Below are 17,657 nucleotides of genomic sequence, written 5' to 3'. Positions count from 1 at the left end.
TAAGGGGTCAGCGCGCGACGAGCGACTGAAAGTGCTCGAACATCCGCTCGGCGTCGGGCGTGCGCCCGGTGAAGATCTCGAACGCGTCGACGGCCTGGTACACGGCCATCCCCCCGCCCGGCAGCGTCGCGCAGCCGGCCGCGCGTGCGGCGTGGATCAGCTCGGTTTCGAGCGGGAAATACACGATGTCGGCCACCCACATGCTCGCGTGGAGCAGTTCGGCCGGCAGCGGCAGGCCCGGATGCTTGACCATGCCGGTCGGCGTTGCGTGGATCAGGCCGGTCGCGGCGCGCATCGCGGCCGCGAGATCGCTACCCGGCGCGACCCGGGCCGCGGGAAAGCGCTGCTGCAATTCGCCCGCCAGCGCGGTGGCCCGCGTGCCGTCGACGTCGAAAATCGTCAGTGCGGCCGCACCCATCTGCAGCGCCGCGTGCGCGACAGCCGCGCCCGCGCCGCCCGCGCCGAGCTGGACGACGCGTTCGAGCGACGCACCGGGCAGCCCGCGGCGGAACGATTTCGCGAAGCCCGACCAGTCGGTGTTGTGGCCGATCCGCTTGCCGTCCTTGAACAGCACGGTGTTCACCGCGCCGAGCGCACGCGCGTCGTCCGACAGCGCGTCGAGGTGCTCGATCACGCGCTGCTTGCACGGGTGCGTGATGTTCAGCCCGTTGTAGCCCATCCGCTGCGCGGCCTCGAGCAGTTGCGGCAGCGCGTCGACGCTCAAGCCGAGCGCATCGAGATCGATGCGCCGGTACACGTAGCCAAAGCCCTGGCGGAATCCCTCTTCCTCGTGCATCGCGGGCGACAGCGAACCGCCGATGCCCTGGCCGATCAGGCCGATCAGAAACGACGGGCGGCTCATCGGGCGGCTCCCTGTGCGAACAGCGTCGCCAGGCGCTGCAGCGCGAACACGTAACCTTCGGTGCCGCAGCCGCAGATCACGGCTTCGGCGATCGCCGACACATACGAATGGTGGCGAAACGCCTCGCGGCGATGGACGTTCGAGATATGCACTTCAATCACCGGCTTCGCGATCGCGGAAAGCGCGTCGGCCAGCGCCACCGACGTGTGCGTATAGGCGGCCGGGTTGATCACGATGCCGTGCGTGTCGTGACGCGCGGCATGCAGCCAGTCGATCAGTTGATGCTCGGCGTTCGACTGGCGGAACTCGATTTCCAGCCCGAGCCCTTCCGCCGCCGTGCGGCAGCGCTGCTCGAGATCGGCGAGCGTTTCCGCGCCGTAGATGTGGGGCTCGCGCGTGCCCAACAGATTCAGGTTCGGGCCGTTCAGCACCAGCACCTTGTGCTTGCTCATGTGATTTCTGCTCCAGAAACGGGGGCGAATCGTTGGCCGACTCCGTCCCCTGACGTCAAGATTCGGCGCTAGTGTGCACTTGCGCAAGCGCAATGTCTTTTCGGGTTTTCGCTAATTTGTACCATCTAGTTAGTTTGTACAATACGCATCACTAGCCCAGTAAATTCGGGATATGGCGCCCGCACCGAACTCAACGACTGGTTCATTCAGGGTCGGTTCGACGGCGTCATGCCCCGCTCATCCGCAGGAATCGCCCATGCAGCGCTCGATCGCCACCGTGTCCCTGTCCGGCACGCTCGCCGAGAAGCTCGCCGCCATCCAGGCCGCGGGCTTCGACGGCGTCGAAATCTTCGAAAACGACCTCGTCTACTTCGACGGGTCGCCGGCCGACGTCCGGCGCATGGCCGCCGATCTCGGCCTCGACATCGTGCTGTTCCAGCCGTTTCGCGACTTCGAGGGCGTGAGCGCGGCCCAGCTCGCGCGCAATCTCGACCGGATCAAGCGCAAGTTCGACGTGATGCATGCGCTCGGCACCGACCGCATCCTCGTCTGCAGCAATGTGTCGGCCGATACGATCGCCGACGACGGGCTGCTCGTCGATCAGCTCGGCGCGCTCGCCGAGGCCGCGCGGCAGGCCGGCGTGGTGGCCGCGTACGAAGCGCTCGCGTGGGGCCGCGTCGTGAAGCGGTACGGCCACGCGTGGCAGCTCGTGAATGCGGTGAACAGCCCGCATCTCGGCCTTGCGCTCGACAGCTTCCACACGCTGTCGCTCGACGATTCGCCGGACGCGATCGCCGACATCCCCGGCGACCGGATCGCCTTCGTGCAGATCGCCGACGCGCCGAAGCTCGTGATGGACGTGCTCGAATGGAGCCGCCATTACCGTTCGTTCCCGGGCCAGGGCGACTTCGACCTGTCGCGCTTCACCGCGCGCGTGATCGAGTCGGGCTATACGGGGCCGCTGTCGCTCGAGATCTTCAACGACGGCTTCCGCGCGGCGCCGACCGCGCTCACGGCCGCGGACGGCCATCGCTCGCTGCTCTATCTGGAAGACCTGACGCGCGCGCGGCTCGCCCAGGAGGGTCGCGCGCCGGCCGCCGGCCAGCCGCTGTTCGCACCGCCCGCGCCGCCCGCGCACGTCGGGTTCCAGTTCATCGAATTCGCGGTCGACGCGCAGGCGGCGGCGACCGTCGGCGAATGGCTCGGCCGGATGCGCTTCCGGCTCGCCGGCCGGCATCGCTCGAAGGACGTGACGCTGTTCCAGCACGGGGCCGCATCGATCGTGCTGAACGCCGAGCGCGACTCGTTCGCCGATGCATTCTTCCAGCAGCACGGGCTGTCGCTGTGCGCGTCCGCGTTCCGCGTAGACGATGCCAAGGTGGCGTTCGAACGCGCGGCCGGCTTCGGCTACGCGCCGTTCTCCGGCCGGGTCGGGCCGAACGAGCGCGTGCTGCCGAGCGTGAAGGCGCCGGACGGCAGCCTCGAATATTTCGTCGACGAAGCGCCGGATGCGCCGACGCTGTATGAATCGGACTTCGTGCTGACCGACATCGACGGCCCGAGCGAAGTCGGCCCGCTGACGGGTATCGATCACGTGTGCCTCGCGCTGCCGGCCGACGCGCTCGACACGTGGATCCTGTTCTTCAAGACGGCGTTCGGCTTCGAGGCCGAGCGCAGCTGGCTCGTGCCCGACCCGTACGGGCTGATGCGCAGCCGCGCGGTGCGCAGCGCCGACGGCTCGGTGCGGATCGCGCTGAACGCGTCGGTCGACCGTCACACGGCCGTCGCCGAATCGCTCGACCGCTACCACGGCACCGGGCTGAACCACGTCGCGTTCCGCACGGACGACATCGTGAAGACGGTCGCCGCGTTCGCGGCCGACGGCGTGCCGTTCCTGCGCATTCCGGCCAACTACTACGACGATCTCGCCGCGCGTTACGCGCTGGCGGACGAACTGGTCGACACGCTGAGCGCGCACCACCTGCTCTACGACCGGGACGAGCACGGCGGCGAATTCCTGCATGCGTATACGGAACTGGTCGACAACCGCTTCTCGCTCGAGATCGTCGAGCGACGCGGCGGATACGACGGCTACGGCGCGGCGAATGCGGCCGTGCGGCTCGCCGCGCAGGCGCAGCGCAGGAAATAAGGGAAGGCGCGAACTGGAGTCGGGGGCCGGATCGCACCCGCCATTCGGCAATCGATTGGACGGGTCCCGCTCGCCCGCGCCATCGGGGTGAATCGCGCGGCCAAGGGCCGGCCCGCATGGCTGGCCCGCAGTCGTGCCGGGAGCCGCGCGTCGTCTGACGTTACATCCGGTAACCCGTACCGCAGTGCAGCATTGCGTCGCCCACCACGGTTTTAAGAATCGCTTAAGTCTTAGACGGCACCATCCGCAACCAGTACCCGATGGTTATCTTGAAAAGGAGGAAAGCGATGAGCGCCGTAGAAGCACCCGCGGGCCGCCCGGCCGCGCCCCCTGCAAAGAAGACGATGCTGCGCCGCCTGCTCAGTCATCATGAAATCGCGACGTTGCTCGTGCTGCTGCATGCACCGATCGGCGCGAACGCCAAACCGGAATTGCCCGCGCTGCAGGAAGCCGGCCTCGTCGAAATGGTCAAGCTGGACCCCGATACGACCCCGAGCTTCCGGCTGACCGAAGACGGCACGGCCGTCCTGAAAGGGCTCGGCTACCGTTGAGCCGCCGCTTTCACCCGCTTTCGCCCGTTCCCGTTTCCCCGCCCGACCCCGCCCCTGCCGCGCGCCGGCCACGCCGGCGAGTGGCGTCACCCTGCCCGCTCCTGCAGCATCAACCGGTATTCCGTCGGCGTCACGCCGACCGTCGCCTTGAACTGGCGCGTGAACGCGCTGTGATCCGTGTAGCCGCATAGCGCCGCGACGTCGGTCACCTTGTCGTGGGTGACGAGCAGCGCGGTGGCCGCGTCGAGCCGCGTCTTCAGCAGCACCTGACGCGGCGTCAGGTGGAACACCTTGTGGAAGTAGCGCTCGAGCTGCGCGACCGACATCCCGGCCATCTGGGCGAGATGCTTCAGGTTCAGCGGCTGCACGTAGTGATCCTGGATGTGCTGGACCACGTCAGCGAGCCGGCTGTACGCCGGGTGCGATCCCTCGTGCGCCTTCAGGTCGCGCGAGATGCCCGCGAGGCCGATCACCCGGCCCGCGGCGTCGCGCAGCGGCTCCTTGCAGGTCAGGCACCAGCCCGGCTGGCGGCCCGGATACAGGTGCAGCTCGAGCTGGTCCATCAACTGCTGGCCGGCGTTGATCGTCGCCATGTCCTGCTCGAAGTAGCTACGACCGAAGCGGCGCGGAAACACCTCGTCGGCCGTCTTGCCGAGCAGGTCGCGCTTGTCCTTGTAGCCGCAGCGCATCGCCAGCGTGCGATTGACGATCGCGTAGCGGCCGCTCGCATCCTTCACGAAGAACGCGACATCCGGCAGCGCATCGAACACCGGTTCGAGTAGGCGGAAATGCGCGAGCATCGCACCGAGATCGGCGTTGTCGGGCTGGTAGCGCAACGTGTCGGGCAGGCTCATGGGCGGTACGGCAAGCAAGGTCGTCATCCCGGCAACCGCGAAGCGAGTGGCAGATGGCGTCGATTATAGGAGCGCCCCTTCGATCGCGTCGCGCCGAACGCGGGGCAGGCAAGACGGAGGCCGGTCGCATCGTGTGTCCCGGCCAGGTTCATCGGTCAGCGGGACAGGTTGCGTACGCAACCACTACGCGGCACGTGCGCGGCCGGCAGCCGTTCCGCTTGCGCCGCTGCGGCCGCGGCGCATCGACACGCCGGTGCCACGCACCCGAATTCATCATCCTAAAAATGCCGACGACCCGCGTCTTGGCGGGTTTGCGCATTCGTCATGACGATTTCAGCATATATCAGGGTTATCGACGATATGCCGATATCGTCGCCGGCCACGCATCGAACGCGCAAGACGCACGCATTTTCGCTACCTAGACTTCGCTTCACGGTCACGAGACGACATCCCGTCGCTGCCGCAATCGGCACGCGCGGCCCGCCGCATCCACCATCGCGCACGCCGATTCCGGCACAGCGCGCGCAGCACGCGGCAAGCACGCATGGCCGGCCCATCGGCCTGCGGACCGATACGTCTCGCCCGGTTTACCGGCGCCGGCCCGCATGCCGGCGGCGGCCCAACCACGCCATCAAGGGGAAGTGAAAGTGAAGCTGAAGGTATCGCACGTCGCGCTGGCCGCCGCCTGCGCACTGTCGGGCGCGCACGCCGTCGCCGCCGACGTCGTCAAGATCGGTTTCGCCGCACCGCTGACCGGCCCGCAGTCGAATTACGGCACGGACATGCAGAAGGGCGTGCAGCTCGCGATCGCCGATTTCAACGCGACGCATCCGGCGATCGGCGGCAAGCCCGTCACGTTCCAGCTCGACTCGCAGGACGACCAGGCCGACCCGCGCACCGGCACGACCGTCGCGCAGCGGCTGATCGACGACAACGTCCGCGGGATCATCGGCCACTTCAACTCGGGCACCAGCATTCCCGCGTCCGACCTGTACGATCGCGCAGGGCTGCCGCAGATCTCGATGGCGACGTCGCCGCAATACACGGCGCGCGGCTACAAGACGACCTACCGGCTGCTGACGAGCGACGCGCAGGCCGGCCGCATCGTCGGCACGTACGCGGTGAAGACGCTGCACTTCAAGCGCATCGCGATCATCGACGACCGCACGGCCTACGGCCAGGGCATCGCCGACGAATTCGCGAAGGCCGTGGAAGCGGCCGGCGGCACGATCGTCAAGCGCGACTTCACGAACGACAAGGCGCTCGATTTCTCGGCGATCCTGACCAACCTGAAAGGCGTGAATCCGGATGCGGTCTTCTACGGCGGCGGCGACGCGCAATCGTCGCCGATGATCCGCAAGATGCGCCAGCTCGGGATGAAGTCGGCGTTCGTGACGGGCGAGATGTCGCGCTCGCCGACGTTCCTGAAGGTCGGCGGCGACGCGGCCGAAGGCGCGATCGTCTACATGGGCGGCCTGCCGAAGGAAAAGATGCCGGGCTTCTCCGGCTACGCGGCCCGCTACAAGGCGCGCTTCAACGAAGACGTGATCACATACTCGCCATACTCGTACGACGGCACGATCGCGCTGCTTACCGCGATGAAGGACGCGAATTCGACCGATCCGAAGGTGTACACGCCGTACCTCGGCAAGGTGTCGATCAAGGGCGTGTCGGCCCCGAGCATCGCGTACGACCCGAAGGGCGACCTGAAGGATGCGCCGGTGACGATCTACAAGGTCGAGCGCGGCGCGTTCAAGCCGGTCGATACGATCGCCGGCAACTGATTACGCGGGCCCTGCCCCGCGCGGCGCGCCAGCGGCTCACCGGCCGCGCGCGCCGCGTGCGCTTCGGCTGCATGGTCCGAAGCCGCGCTCGGCGCGCGCCCGCGCGCAGGCATTTCGCGCTCCTGTAGAATCCCCCCACCCGCTTTGCCGCTTCGTCTCCGCAGTGCCCCATCCCGGTGCGGCGGCGCGTGTTTCGTGCTTCACCCGGCACGCGGCACGCTCGACGACGCAAGCCGCGCCTTGTCAGTCCATGCCGATAGCGGGCCCTGGAGACGCAGCACCGACAACAACATTCGAAAACCGATCGTCCTGACCATGCAAGCTTCCGAATTGAGCGGCGTGCCTCGCGCCGCCGAACGCGCGCTCACGCGCAGCGACTACAAGACCCTTGGCCTTGCCGCACTCGGCGGCGCCCTCGAGTTCTACGACTTCATCATCTTCGTGTTCTTCGCGCCGGCGATAGGACAACTCTTCTTCCCGCACGACATTCCCGACTGGCTGCGCCAGTTGCAGACGTTCGGCATCTTCGCGGCCGGCTATCTCGCGCGCCCGCTCGGCGGCGTGATCATGGCGCACTTCGGCGACCTGTTCGGCCGCAAGCGGATGTTCACGCTGAGCGTGCTGATGATGTCGGTGCCGACGCTGCTGATGGGCATGCTGCCCACCTACGACACGATCGGTATCCTCGCGCCGGTGTTGCTGCTGCTGTTCCGCGTGCTGCAGGGCGCGGCGGTCGGCGGCGAGGTGCCGGGCGCGTGGGTGTTCGTGTCCGAGCACGTGCCGTCGCGCCATATCGGCTACGCATGCGGCACGCTGACCGCGGGCCTGACGGCCGGCATCCTGCTCGGCTCGCTCGTCGCGGCCGGCATCAACAGCCGCTACTCGACGGCCGAAGTCGGCGCGTTCGCGTGGCGCATCCCGTTCCTGCTCGGCGGCGTGTTCGGGCTGTTCTCCGTGTACCTGCGCCGCTGGCTGCATGAAACGCCAGTGTTCGCCGAGATGAAGGCGAAGAAGGCGCTCGCGGCCGAGATTCCGCTGAAGGCGGTGTTGCGCGACCACGGCCGCGCGGTGATCGTGTCGATGCTGCTCACGTGGATGCTGTCGGCCGCGATCGTCGTCGTGATCCTGATGACGCCCGCGCTGCTGCAGAAGCAGTTCCACCTGACGCCGGCGACGACGCTGTTCGCGAACAGCGTCGCGACGCTGTGCCTGACGGCCGGCTGCATCACCGCGGGTTCGCTCGCGGGCTGGATCGGCGCGAAGCGCGTGCTCGGCATCGGCGGCATCGGGCTGGCCGCGTGCTACTACCTGCTGTTCGTGCAGGTCGCGGCCGATGCGTCGACGCTGCCGCTCTACTACGGGATCGCGGGCTTCATGGTCGGCACGATCGGCGCGGTGCCGTTCGTGATGGTCAAGAGCTTCCCGGCCGTCGTGCGCTTCTCGGGCATCTCGTTCTCGTACAACGTCGCGTATGCGATCTTCGGCGGCCTCACGCCGGTGATCGTGTCGCTGATGATGAAGTCGAATCCTCTCGCGCCGGTCGCGTACGTCGCGGCGATCTGCGTGCTCGGTGCGATCGCCGTGCAGTTCGCGAAGGATGCGCAGGACGTGAAGGGCACGCACTGACGCTGGCGCCCGCTTCATGAACGAAGGGCCGAATCCCGCGGCGTGCGGGATTCGGCCCTTTTGACTTGCCTCGGCGTAGCGGCGCGAGTGCGGTCAGCTCAACGCAGCACGCCGTACGACGAACTCGGCCGGCGCAACGCGTCGATGCTCGCGCCGCCGGCGCCGGTGACGAACAGCAGCAGGAACCCGCCGGCGATCGCGACGTTCTTCCAGAAGTGAATCACCATGTCGTGCTGGACGGCGGCGTTGGTCGCGTCCCAGAAGTTGTGCCCGACCATCGCGGTCGCGATCGTGTAGACCGCCATCAGCAATGCGAGCGGCCGGACCTTGTAGCCGACGATCAACAGCAGGCCGCCCAGCCCCTCGATCGCGACGACGATCGGTGCGACGACCTGTTGATAGGGCACGTTCATCGTGTGCAGATACGCGACGAAATCGCTGTAGCCGAGCAGCTTCATGATGCCGCCCCACAAGAACAACGCCGCCAGCGCCAGGCGTGCGAAAAAAATGACGCCGGAATCGACGGTACGCGTCATGCCTCTCTCCTCGTATGCAATTCGGCCGCCCGCCCGGGCGCGCCCGTGCGGTTCGGCGCCGCGCGGCCCGGGTGGGCGCGCGGCAAATGGGCCAGCATAGAGGGTCTTTTCGCCGTGTCCAAGAAAAAGGTTGTAGCAAATCTTTACACTGCTGCGGCGGCGCCGGCAGCCCGGCGCGCTGAAAAACGCGTTTAGCCCGCGTCGCTCAACAGCACGCCCTTCTTGAAGATGAAGCAGCCGTAGCCGCGCAGTTCGCCGGTGACGATCACCGCATACGTCTGCTGCGCGCGCTCGTAGAACGCGAAACGCTCGACGCCGGCAAGCGGCACCGCGCGCCCTTCCGCGCGGTCGATCTCGGCCTGTACTTCGCGCTGCACGGGCGGCACCGCGGCCGCATCGCCGACGACTTCCATGCGCCACGCGGGCGTGTCGACGAACGTATCGAGCGGCAGCACGGACAGCACCGCGCGCACGACGCGCGCCGAATCGGCGCCGTCGATCCGCAGCGCGCGGCCAACCACCGTGTGCTCCGCGACGGATTCCGCCGGGAAATTCGCATCGCAGATCGCGATTTCGTCGCCGTGACCCATCGCGCGCAGCGTGTGCAGGATGTCGGCGTGCAGCAGCGGGTCGAGATTCTTCAACATGTGGGCTAGTCTCCGGGTTCAGGAACGAATGGCATAACGTTACCCGATCCCGGCGGCCCGCAGTGCATGCATCGTTCGGATCAGGACGCCGCGGCCGGCATTTCGTCGATGAAACCCGTGACCGACGCGAGGCGGCCCGACGCGTCGACGGTGCCGAAGTCCGAACCCTTCACGATCGCCGCGCCGTCGGGCGACACGAGCGCCCACGAGAATCGCAGGTACGAGCCGAACGCATCGACGTCGGTCGTGCGGCTGAAGCGGTAGGCGGGGAAACGTTGCTGCACGGCGGCGATCATCGTGTCGATGCCCGCGTGGCCGTCGCCGGCCATCAGCGGATCGCGATAGGTCGCGTCGCTCGCGTAGGTCGCATCGATCAGCGCGCGGCGGCGCGCAACGTCGGGTTCGTTCCAGGCGTCGAAGTAGCGGTCGATCAGATCGGCGTGAACGGACGATGCGGATTGAGCGGTGTTCATGGCGAGGCTCCTTGTGTCGGTGACGAACGATGTCGCGGACGTTTCGGGTCCGCGTGCCGCTATCGTCGCCGGGCCGGCGGAGGCGGTCGATTACGCGGGAGGTAAGGAAATCGCGCCGGCCACGCGCCGCATGCCCGCGCCAAATCGCCATGCGCATCGCAACGAAAACGGGCGCCCGAAGGCGCCCGCATCGTCTTGCCGCAACCACCGCGCGCGCGTCAGGTCACCGGCGCCGGATTGAACAGCGTCAGCGCATTCGCGAGCTTCCATTGTTCGGCCCACGTGCGGCGCTTGCCGCTGGCGACGTCGAGCATCAGCCGGAACAGTGCCCAGCCCGTGTCCTCGATGGTCGCCGCGCCGGTCGCGATCTGCCCCGCGTCGAGATCCATCAGGTCGTGCCAGCGGCGCGCGAGATCGCTGCGCGTCGCGACCTTGATCACCGGCACCTGCGCGAGGCCGTACGGCGTGCCGCGGCCGGTCGTGAAAATGTGCAGGTTCATCCCCGCCGCGAGCTGCAGCGTGCCGCAGATGAAATCGCTCGCGGGCGTCGCCGCGTACAGCAGCCCCTTTTGCCGCGCGCGATCGCCGGGGCGCACGACGCCGGCGATCGGCGCGCTGCCCGACTTCACGATCGACCCCATCGCCTTCTCGACGATGTTCGACAGGCCGCCCTTCTTGTTGCCCGGCGTCGTGTTCGCGCTGCGGTCGACGCGGCCGCGCTGCAGGTAGCGGTCGTACCAGTCCATCTCACGGATGATCTCGCGGGCGACGTCCTCGTTCGCCGCGCGCGACGTGAGCTGCGCGACGCCGTCGCGCACTTCGGTCACCTCCGAGAACATGATCGTCGCGCCCGCACGCACGAGCAGGTCGGCCGCGAAGCCGACCGCCGGGTTCGCGGTGAGCCCCGAGAACGCGTCGCTGCCGCCGCACTGCACGCCGACGACGAGATCCGACGCCGGGCAGGTTTCGCGACGGCGGCGGTTCAGCCGCTCGAGATGCGATTCGGCCATCTTCATGATCGAGTCGATCATCGAGTTGAAGCCGACGTGCGCGGCGTCCTGCAGGCAGACGACGCCGCCGTTGCCGGTCGCGCCGTCGGCCGCCAGCGGAATCGAGCCCGGCGGCAGCAACCGCTCGGGCTGCAGCTTCTCGCAGCCGAGGCTCACGGTCATCACTTCGCCGCCGAAGTTCGGATTCAGGCTGATGTTGCGCAGCGTGCGGATCGGGATGTCGGCGTCGGGCGCATCGATCGCGACGCCGCAGCCGTACGTATGTTCGAGCCCGACCACGTCGTCGACGTTCGGGTAGCGCGGCAGCAGTTCGTCCTTGATCCGCTTCACCGCATGCTCGACGACGCCCGACACGCACTGCACGGTCGTCGTGATCGCGAGGATGTTGCGCGTGCCGACCGAGCCGTCGGCATTGCGGAAGCCCTCGAACGTATAGCCTTCGAGCGGCTCGAGCGGCGGCGCGGCGCGCGTGGCGAGCGGCAGGTCGTCAAGGCCGGGCGGCTCGGGCATGCGCATCGTGCGCTCGTTGACCCAGCTGCCGCGCCGCAGGTCGGTCAGCGCATAGCCGATCACCACGTTGTAGCGAACGACCGGGTCGCCGGCCGCGAGGTCGACGAGCGCGACCTTGTGCCCCTGCGGCACGCCTTCGCACAACGTCAGCCCGTCGGCGAACGTCGCGCCTTGGGGCAAACCACCGTCGTTGACGACGATCGCGACGTTGTCGTCCGGATGCACGCGGATGTAGAGAGGGGAAGCAGTCATCGGAATTCCTGGAAGCTATCTGCGATATCGTTAGTCATCATACGACATTCAACCTCAATCCACGATGCTGAGTAAACCCTTATCCGGAAAGACCCTACCCTTGACCGGCCAGCAAACCGCTTGCGCCGCTCTTTCTTGCGTTGTACGATGACATACAACGACATCGCCAATATGGCTCGGATGCCGTACCGACGAACCCCGCACTCGCGCTAGACGGACGACCCAACCATGACTTCACCGCAAGAACTCAAACAGATCATCTCCCACGGCCTGCTGTCGTTTCCGCTGACGGATTTCGACGCCGACGGCAGCTTCCGCCCGACCACCTATGCCGAGCGCCTGGAATGGCTGGCGCCGTATGGCGCGAGCGCACTGTTCGCGGCCGGCGGCACCGGCGAATTCTTCTCGCTCACCCAGCGCGAGTATTCGGACGTGATCCGCGTCGCGACGGAAACCTGCAAGGGCAAGGTGCCGATCCTCGCCGGCGCCGGCGGCGCGACGCGCGTCGCGATCGAATATGCGCAGGAAGCCGAGCGCCTCGGCGCGAGCGGCGTGCTGCTGATGCCGCACTACCTGACCGAAGCGAGCCAGGAAGGGATCGCCGAGCATGTCGAGCAGGTCTGCCGTGCGCTGAAGATCGGCGTCGTGGTATACAACCGCGCCAATTCGAAGCTGAATGCCGACATGCTCGAGCGCCTCGCCGACCGTTGCCCGAACCTGATCGGCTTCAAGGACGGCGTCGGCGAAATCGAAAGCATGGTCACGATCCGCCGCCGCCTCGGCGATCGTTTCGCGTACCTCGGCGGCCTGCCGACGGCTGAAGTCTATGCAGCCGCGTACAAGGCGCTCGGCGTGCCGGTGTACTCGTCGGCGGTGTTCAACTTCATCCCGAAGACGGCGATGGCGTTTTACGAGGCGATCGCGAAGGACGACCACGCGACGGTCGGCCGCCTGATCGACGAGTTCTTCCTGCCGTACCTGAAGATCCGCAATCGCCGCGCAGGCTACGCGGTCAGCATCGTGAAGGCGGGCGCGAAACTCGTCGGCCACGACGCGGGCCCCGTGCGTGCGCCGCTCATCGACCTGACCGAAGCCGAAGCGGCCGAGCTCGACGTGCTGATCAAGAAGATGGGCCCGCAGTAAGCAGGTTCGCCGGCGGCGCGGCCTTCATGGCGCCACGGCCGGCCTGATCACGCCGTATCCGCATCACTCGACGGCCGCGCGGCGCGACGCGCCGGCGCGATCGTCACATCTGCGCGATCGCGCCGACGATCCGCTGGCGCACGCCGGTGAGCGTGCGCTGCGTCTCGTCGATTCCCTTGCGCGCCGCGACCGGCCGGCCGCGCGTCGGCGACTCGGCGCCCACGATCTGCTCCAGCACGTCGCGGTCGACCACCGCATCGAAGAACCGCCCGACCGTGAATATCGCGTACTGCTTCGCGGTCGCGAGATGCGTATTGGCCTGCGTGAGTGCTTCGGCGCGCTGCGCACCGTCGGGCGTGTCGATGCTGCGGCGATGCTTCAGCGCGAACACCACCGCCTCCATGTCGTACCTGAAGCGCTCGACGGCCCTGCCGAAGATCACCGAATGCGGATCGGAGCCCACGACGGGCCGCCCCTGGTTGATCGTCACGTCGAATTCGCCGCCGCCCAGCTCGCGCTGCAGCGCGAACAGCGCGTCGGCCAGCACACGCCCTTCGCTGTATTCGCCGATTTGGGTACGGACCGATTTCGCGACGTCGCCGATTGCTTTCCACAACCCGGCCGCGAACAGGTGGTCGCCACGCTTGCTGATATTCATCGGATGGTTCCTTGTTGGTTTTGTGCGTCTCTCAGGCTCGCCTGCGGGCCGGACAGCCCGAGGCTTCGCTACTGTAGGAGAAACGCGGGCAACAGGAAAGCCGACATTTCCTCGCCATGTCGGCGCATCAATATCGGTACGATTTGATGTCATAGTTGACGCATCGCGTTTCCTCCGGGAGCTGCACATGCGCACCACCTTGTCCCTCGACGACGCATTGCTCGCAAAAGCCCAGCAATTGACCGGCGTCACCGAAAAATCGGCCCTCGTGAGAGAGGCGCTGCGTGCATTGATCGCCCGCGAAAGCGCACGACGACTCGCGCGCCTCGGCGGCACCGAGCCCGACCTTGAATCGGTTCCACGCCGCCCGTCGGAGCCTGCATGATTGTTGTCGACACTTCGGTCTGAATCGATCACTTGCGGGCCGGCGACGCAACCCTCACCGCACTCCTGGAAGCCGAGCGAGTGTTGATCCATCCGTTCATCGCCGGCGAGCTTGCGCTCGGCAGCATGCGCAATCGCGCGACCGTACCGGATGCGCTGCACGACCTTCCAGCCGCAACCCTTGCAACCGACGACGAAGTCCAGCGCATGATCGATGCCGTACCGCTTCATGGGCTCGGCATCGGTTACGTCGATGCTCACCTGCTTGCCTCGACCAGACTGACCGGCGGCAGCAAGCTGTGGACGCGCGACCGGCGCCTGCTGGCTGCAGCGGAGCGCTTGCAACTCGTCGCGCGCCCCGCTCACCGACCGAGCGAACCTGGCACGAAAACCGGCGCTGCATAAAAAACGGCGGGGCCCGTGAGCCCCGCCGCCATGTTCCATCGTGCCGGAACGCGTCCCTTTCGAGACGCTGCCTTCAACGATTACGCCACGTCACTCCGCCTTGCCGTCGCGCAGCCGCGGAATCGCGAGCGGATTGCCTTCCTGCAGTCCTTCGGGCAGCAGATCGTCCGGGAAGTCCTGATAGCACACCGGCCGCAGGAAACGCTCGATCGCGGTCGCCCCGACCGACGTGACGGCCGGATTCGACGTTGCGGGGAACGGCCCGCCGTGCACCATTGCGTCGCACACCTCGACGCCGGTCGGGTAACCGTTGACGAGCAGGCGCCCGGCCTTGCGTTCGAGGATCGGCAGCAGCCGGCGCGCGAGCGGCTTGTCGTCGGCATCCATCTGCAGCGTGGCCGTGAGCTGGCCTTCGAGCGCGTCGAGCACGCGCGCGACTTCGTCGAGATCGCGGCAGCGCACGATCAGCGACGCCGGCCCGAACACCTCGTGGCTGAACGCCGGCTCGGCCAGGAACGCCTGCGCGCCGACTTCGTACAGCGCGCCGCCCGCCTGGCAGTCGGTCTGTGCGGATTCACCCACGCCGATTTCGCGCACGTCGGACAGCTCGGCCAGCTTGCCGCGACCGTTGCGGTACGCATCGGCAATGCCGCGCGTGAGCATCACGCCGGCCGGCTTCTTCGCGAGCGCCTGCGCGGCGACCGTCTCGAAGCGGTGGAGATCGGGGCCGTCGATCGCGAGCACCAGGCCCGGATTGGTACAGAACTGGCCGACGCCGAGCGTCAGCGAATCGACGAAGCCCGTCGCAATCGCGTCGCCGCGCGCGGCCAGCGCGGCCGGGAACAGCACGACGGGGTTGATGCTGCTCATTTCCGCATAGACCGGAATCGGCTGCGGGCGCGCGTTCGCGAGCTGCACGAGCGCCATCCCGCCCTGCCGGGAACCGGTGAAACCGACGGCCTGGATCGCCGGATGGCTGACCAGCGCCGCGCCGGTCACGCGGCCGGGGCCGACCAGCAGCGAGAACACGCCGGCCGGCATGCCGGTTTTCGCGACCGCGGCGCGGATCGCGCGGCCGACCAGCTCGGACGTGCCGAGGTGCGCTTCATGCGCCTTCACGATCACCGGGCAGCCGGCCGCGAGTGCCGACGCGGTATCGCCGCCGGCCACCGAGAACGCGAGCGGGAAATTGCTCGCGCCGAACACGACGACGGGCCCGAGCGCGACTTTCTGCAGCCGCAGGTCCGAACGCGGCAGCGGCGTGCGTGCCGGCTGCGCGGGATCGATCGACGCGGCGAGGAAGCGCCCGTCGCGCACGACGCGCGCGAACAGCCGGAGCTGGCCGACGGTGCGGCCGCGCTCGCCCTGCAGCCGCGCGACCGGCAGGCCCGTTTCGGCATGCGCACGCTCGATCAGTGCATCGCCGAGCGCGACGATTTCATCGGCGATCGCTTCGAGAAACGCCGCGCGGGCCGCGAGCGGCTGCGTGCGGTACGCGTCGAACGCGTCGCGTGCGAGTTCGCACGCGCGGTCGACGTCGGCCTGCGTCGCGACGCCGAACGCCGGGACGTCGATCGGCGCGCCCTTCGTCGGGTCAAACGCGTGCAAGATTCCAGCCGAGCCGGCCACCGCTTCGGCGCCGATCAGCATCTCTCCTGTCAGTTGCATGGGGTGTGCTCCGTGGTTCGGGAATGGATTGCTCATTGTAGCTCAACAGATACGATGTCTGCCGACAGTATCGCATCGCCTGCGAAGGCGCCGACGATACACCCACAAGCCTTGTCCGGCCAGAAAATCCGGACTTTTCCATATTGTGGCAACGATCTTCAAAGGGAAAACCCGAGGTTTCTGAATCCACATATTCTCAATAAACTTCGCTCATGTCATACGACGACGTACATTTAAAGTGAGCAATCAGACCTCCCCTCGCGATCTTCCGCTCGACGTCGCGCGCACCGCGCGCCGAACCGCCGTGCGCTACTGGATTCTGGCGATGCTGTTCGTCGTCACGACGCTCAACTACGCGGACCGCGCGACGCTGTCGATCACCGGCACACCGATCCGCAAGGCGTTCGGCATCGATCCGGTGACGATGGGCTACATCTTCTCGGCATTCAGCTGGGCGTACGTGCTCGCGCAACTGCCGAGCGGCTGGCTGCTCGACCGCTTCGGCGCGCGGCGCGTGTATGCGGCGAGCATCTTCCTGTGGTCGGCGTTCACGCTGCTGCAGAGCACGATCGGCCTCGGCGGCAGCGCCGCGTTCGCGGTCGCCGCGCTGTTCGCGATGCGTTTCGCGGTCGGCATCGCGGAAGCGCCCGCGTTTCCGGCGAACGCGAAGGTCGTCGCGAGCTGGTTCCCGACCGCCGAGCGCGGCACGGCATCGGCGATCTTCAACGCCGCGCAGTATTTCGCGGCCGTCGTGTTCTCGCCGCTGATGGCGTGGCTCACGCATGCGTACGGCTGGCACCACGTGTACCTGTGGCTCGGGCTCGCCGGCATCGCACTTGCATTCCTGTGGCTGCGCGTGATGAAGGACCCGGTCGACCATCCGGGCGTGAACCGCGCGGAACTCGAGCATATCGAACAGGGCGGCGGCCTGGTGCGGTCGACGGGCCGGCCGACCGGAGCAGGCGGTAGCGGCGGCGGCGCTTCCGAAGGCAGCCGCGTGGCGGGTTGGTACTACGTGCGCCAGCTACTGTCGAACCGGATGCTGCTCGGCGTCTATCTCGGCCAGTACTGCGTGAACGTGCTGACGTACTTCTTCCTCACGTGGTTCCCGATCTACCTCGTGCAGGCGCGCGGGATGTCGCTGCTGAAGGCCGGCTTCATGACGTCGCTGCCGGCGATCTGCGGATTCCTCGGCGGCGTGCTCGGCGGGATGCTGTCGGACGCGCTGATCCGCCGCGGCGTATCGCTGACGCTCGCACGCAAGATCCCGATCGTCGGCGGGATGGCGCTGTCGATGGCGATCATCGGCTGCAACTACGTCGACAGCGAAGCGCTGGTGATCATGCTGATGGCCGTGTCGTTCTTCGGCAAGGGGATCGGCTCGCTCGGCTGGGCCGTCGTCGCGGATACCGCGCCGAAGGAAGCGATCGGCCTGTCGGGCAGCCTGTTCAACATGTTCGGCAATACGGCGGGCATCGTCGCGCCGATCGTGATCGGCTACCTCGTCGGCGCGAGCGGCTCGTTCAACGGCGCGCTCGTGTTCGTCGGATTGAACGCGCTCATCACCGTATTCAGCTATCTCGTGATCGTGAAGGACATCAAGCGCGTCGAACTGCGTCATCGCGACGCGTGAGGTTCGACCTTCGGGAAGCGGCGGCCGCGTAACGACGGCCGCCGCTTTTTTTGCATCGAA

At 67.3% G+C, this 17,657-nt stretch carries 17 protein-coding genes; 8 read left to right on the top strand and 9 right to left on the bottom strand.

All coding sequences use genetic code 11. The annotated features are described in order from the left end of the window. Nucleotides 1-7 precede the first annotated feature (7 nt). Nucleotides 8-862, bottom strand: a complete 855-nt coding sequence (locus HWX09_RS11670; RefSeq protein WP_027781501.1) for a shikimate dehydrogenase — start codon at nucleotides 860-862, stop codon at nucleotides 8-10. Further along, complete coding sequence (aroQ, locus tag HWX09_RS11665) at nucleotides 859-1,314, bottom strand: type II 3-dehydroquinate dehydratase (protein ID WP_027781502.1); 456 nt, start codon at nucleotides 1,312-1,314, stop codon at nucleotides 859-861. Before aroQ ends, HWX09_RS11670 begins: the two co-directional genes overlap by 4 nt. 256 nt (nucleotides 1,315-1,570) lie before the next feature. Between aroQ and HWX09_RS11660 the strand changes: the two genes are divergently transcribed. Together HWX09_RS11660 and HWX09_RS11655 are read left to right on the top strand one after the other, a co-directional pair. Continuing rightward, nucleotides 1,571-3,463 (top strand): sugar phosphate isomerase/epimerase and 4-hydroxyphenylpyruvate domain-containing protein, encoded by a 1,893-nt coding sequence (locus HWX09_RS11660; RefSeq protein WP_027781503.1) that lies wholly within the window; start codon nucleotides 1,571-1,573, stop codon nucleotides 3,461-3,463. Between the two features lie 287 nt (nucleotides 3,464-3,750). Next, entirely contained in the window at nucleotides 3,751-4,014 is a 264-nt protein-coding gene (locus HWX09_RS11655; RefSeq protein ID WP_027781504.1) for a hypothetical protein, read from the top strand. Nucleotides 4,015-4,100: 86 nt separating this feature from the next. Here HWX09_RS11655 and HWX09_RS11650 read toward each other — a convergent pair whose 3' ends face one another. Further along, on the bottom strand, nucleotides 4,101-4,895 hold the full coding sequence (locus HWX09_RS11650) for an AraC family transcriptional regulator (protein WP_027781505.1): 795 nt from the start codon (nucleotides 4,893-4,895) through the stop codon (nucleotides 4,101-4,103). 620 nt (nucleotides 4,896-5,515) lie between these two features. Here HWX09_RS11650 and HWX09_RS11645 point away from each other — a divergent pair. Further along, nucleotides 5,516-6,652: a branched-chain amino acid ABC transporter substrate-binding protein gene (locus HWX09_RS11645; protein WP_027781506.1), complete on the top strand. Its 1,137-nt coding sequence runs from the start codon at nucleotides 5,516-5,518 to the stop codon at nucleotides 6,650-6,652. A gap of 315 nt (nucleotides 6,653-6,967) precedes the next feature. Beyond that, a complete protein-coding gene (locus tag HWX09_RS11640; protein WP_027781507.1) occupies nucleotides 6,968-8,278 on the top strand; it encodes an MFS transporter in 1,311 nt (436 codons plus the stop codon). Nucleotides 8,279-8,376: 98 nt separating this feature from the next. Here the strand turns inward: HWX09_RS11640 and HWX09_RS11635 are convergent, their stop codons facing one another. The 4 genes from HWX09_RS11635 to garD form a co-directional block, all read right to left on the bottom strand. Further along, nucleotides 8,377-8,814 (bottom strand): DoxX family protein, encoded by a 438-nt coding sequence (locus tag HWX09_RS11635; protein ID WP_027781508.1) that lies wholly within the window; start codon nucleotides 8,812-8,814, stop codon nucleotides 8,377-8,379. Between the two features lie 191 nt (nucleotides 8,815-9,005). Further along, nucleotides 9,006-9,461 (bottom strand): RbsD/FucU family protein, encoded by a 456-nt coding sequence (locus tag HWX09_RS11630; RefSeq protein WP_027781509.1) that lies wholly within the window; start codon nucleotides 9,459-9,461, stop codon nucleotides 9,006-9,008. A gap of 80 nt (nucleotides 9,462-9,541) precedes the next feature. Beyond that, nucleotides 9,542-9,934: a nuclear transport factor 2 family protein gene (locus tag HWX09_RS11625; protein WP_027781510.1), complete on the bottom strand. Its 393-nt coding sequence runs from the start codon at nucleotides 9,932-9,934 to the stop codon at nucleotides 9,542-9,544. A 218-nt stretch (nucleotides 9,935-10,152) separates the two neighbouring features. Further along, nucleotides 10,153-11,706: a galactarate dehydratase gene (gene garD, locus HWX09_RS11620; protein WP_027781511.1), complete on the bottom strand. Its 1,554-nt coding sequence runs from the start codon at nucleotides 11,704-11,706 to the stop codon at nucleotides 10,153-10,155. A gap of 228 nt (nucleotides 11,707-11,934) precedes the next feature. Here garD and kdgD point away from each other — a divergent pair, with 228 nt between their 5' ends. After that, a complete protein-coding gene (kdgD, locus tag HWX09_RS11615) occupies nucleotides 11,935-12,849 on the top strand; it encodes a 5-dehydro-4-deoxyglucarate dehydratase (protein ID WP_027781512.1) in 915 nt (304 codons plus the stop codon). A 103-nt stretch (nucleotides 12,850-12,952) separates the two neighbouring features. Here kdgD and HWX09_RS11610 read toward each other — a convergent pair whose 3' ends face one another. Beyond that, a complete protein-coding gene (locus HWX09_RS11610; protein ID WP_027781513.1) occupies nucleotides 12,953-13,507 on the bottom strand; it encodes a hypothetical protein in 555 nt (184 codons plus the stop codon). Between the two features lie 187 nt (nucleotides 13,508-13,694). Here HWX09_RS11610 and HWX09_RS11605 point away from each other — a divergent pair, with 187 nt between their 5' ends. Together HWX09_RS11605 and HWX09_RS11600 are read left to right on the top strand one after the other, a co-directional pair. Continuing rightward, nucleotides 13,695-13,892 carry a type II toxin-antitoxin system VapB family antitoxin gene (locus tag HWX09_RS11605; protein WP_006752328.1) on the top strand — a complete coding sequence of 66 codons (198 nt, stop codon included), beginning with the start codon at nucleotides 13,695-13,697 and terminating at the stop codon, nucleotides 13,890-13,892. A 23-nt stretch (nucleotides 13,893-13,915) separates the two neighbouring features. Next, on the top strand, nucleotides 13,916-14,296 hold the full coding sequence (locus HWX09_RS11600; RefSeq protein WP_230469099.1) for a PIN domain-containing protein: 381 nt from the start codon (nucleotides 13,916-13,918) through the stop codon (nucleotides 14,294-14,296). Nucleotides 14,297-14,386: 90 nt separating this feature from the next. Here HWX09_RS11600 and HWX09_RS11595 read toward each other — a convergent pair whose 3' ends face one another. Further along, on the bottom strand, nucleotides 14,387-15,964 hold the full coding sequence (locus tag HWX09_RS11595) for an aldehyde dehydrogenase (NADP(+)) (protein WP_027781514.1): 1,578 nt from the start codon (nucleotides 15,962-15,964) through the stop codon (nucleotides 14,387-14,389). A 238-nt stretch (nucleotides 15,965-16,202) separates the two neighbouring features. Here HWX09_RS11595 and HWX09_RS11590 point away from each other — a divergent pair, with 238 nt between their 5' ends. After that, nucleotides 16,203-17,597 carry an MFS transporter gene (locus HWX09_RS11590; RefSeq protein WP_027781515.1) on the top strand — a complete coding sequence of 465 codons (1,395 nt, stop codon included), beginning with the start codon at nucleotides 16,203-16,205 and terminating at the stop codon, nucleotides 17,595-17,597. Nucleotides 17,598-17,657 lie beyond the last annotated feature (60 nt).

This window comes from Burkholderia sp. BCC1208, from assembly GCF_902833095.1.
Lineage (GTDB): Bacteria > Pseudomonadota > Gammaproteobacteria > Burkholderiales > Burkholderiaceae > Burkholderia.
The sequence above is the reverse complement of the archived record's forward strand: the minus strand, read 5'-3'. Positions and strand labels throughout refer to the sequence as shown.

Bases quoted from the DNA above. Each gene is read 5' to 3' on its own strand.
- HWX09_RS11670 (WP_027781501.1), bottom strand. From the start codon at position 862: ATGAGCCGCCCGTCGTTTCTGATCGGCCTGATCGGCCAGGGCATCGGC.
- aroQ (WP_027781502.1), bottom strand. From the start codon at position 1,314: ATGAGCAAGCACAAGGTGCTGGTGCTGAACGGCCCGAACCTGAATCTG.
- HWX09_RS11660 (WP_027781503.1), top strand. From the start codon at position 1,571: ATGCAGCGCTCGATCGCCACCGTGTCCCTGTCCGGCACGCTCGCCGAG.
- HWX09_RS11655 (WP_027781504.1), top strand. From the start codon at position 3,751: ATGAGCGCCGTAGAAGCACCCGCGGGCCGCCCGGCCGCGCCCCCTGCA.
- HWX09_RS11650 (WP_027781505.1), bottom strand. From the start codon at position 4,895: ATGACGACCTTGCTTGCCGTACCGCCCATGAGCCTGCCCGACACGTTG.
- HWX09_RS11640 (WP_027781507.1), top strand. From the start codon at position 6,968: ATGCAAGCTTCCGAATTGAGCGGCGTGCCTCGCGCCGCCGAACGCGCG.
- HWX09_RS11635 (WP_027781508.1), bottom strand. From the start codon at position 8,814: ATGACGCGTACCGTCGATTCCGGCGTCATTTTTTTCGCACGCCTGGCG.
- HWX09_RS11630 (WP_027781509.1), bottom strand. From the start codon at position 9,461: ATGTTGAAGAATCTCGACCCGCTGCTGCACGCCGACATCCTGCACACG.
- HWX09_RS11625 (WP_027781510.1), bottom strand. From the start codon at position 9,934: ATGAACACCGCTCAATCCGCATCGTCCGTTCACGCCGATCTGATCGAC.
- garD (WP_027781511.1), bottom strand. From the start codon at position 11,706: ATGACTGCTTCCCCTCTCTACATCCGCGTGCATCCGGACGACAACGTC.
- kdgD (WP_027781512.1), top strand. From the start codon at position 11,935: ATGACTTCACCGCAAGAACTCAAACAGATCATCTCCCACGGCCTGCTG.
- HWX09_RS11610 (WP_027781513.1), bottom strand. From the start codon at position 13,507: ATGAATATCAGCAAGCGTGGCGACCACCTGTTCGCGGCCGGGTTGTGG.
- HWX09_RS11605 (WP_006752328.1), top strand. From the start codon at position 13,695: ATGCGCACCACCTTGTCCCTCGACGACGCATTGCTCGCAAAAGCCCAG.
- HWX09_RS11595 (WP_027781514.1), bottom strand. From the start codon at position 15,964: ATGCAACTGACAGGAGAGATGCTGATCGGCGCCGAAGCGGTGGCCGGC.